At 46.3% G+C, this 436-nt stretch carries 1 protein-coding gene; it reads left to right on the top strand.

Annotated features, from left to right (window positions below; all coding sequences use genetic code 11):
* Positions 1-169 precede the first annotated feature (169 nt).
* Positions 170-436: hypothetical protein (locus D7X55_RS45160; protein ID WP_233610462.1), on the top strand; the 267-nt coding region annotated here is incomplete at its 3' end.

Raw genomic sequence — 436 nt, 5'->3', positions numbered from 1 at the left:
ACTGGGAAGAGCATGACCAATGCGACATGATGGGCGATGGTTGGCTGATTCTGCGCCGAGTGTGACGCACGTCACATCGACCAGACTTGCGCGGCGTTGCCTGTACGTGTAATCTAGTTACTAGATCGAACCGAACACGTCGGCCAGACTTTGAGAGAGGTTTTTAATCATGCGGACACACTTTGAAAATGCTATTAGTGCAATGATTACAGATTCCTGGGCAATGTTGAGCGATGGGGACGTAAACTCGCCTACCGGATATTTCGCAGTGATTGAAATTGACGGTTCGGAGAAGTCCCAAAACTATTCTACCGACGATGACGACCTAAATGATGCTATCTATACGGCAGAAATCGGATTCTATTTCTGCCGTGAGGATAGCGACGGTAATATCTTTATTGAACACTTTTCAAATAAAGATAACGCGCTTTCAAGG

Origin of the sequence: Corallococcus sp. AB049A (assembly GCF_003668885.1) — a bacterium.
GTDB classification, from domain to species: Bacteria; Myxococcota; Myxococcia; order Myxococcales; family Myxococcaceae; genus Corallococcus; species Corallococcus interemptor.
Note: the sequence above shows the minus strand (reverse complement) of the source record. Positions and strands in the feature narration are given on the sequence as shown.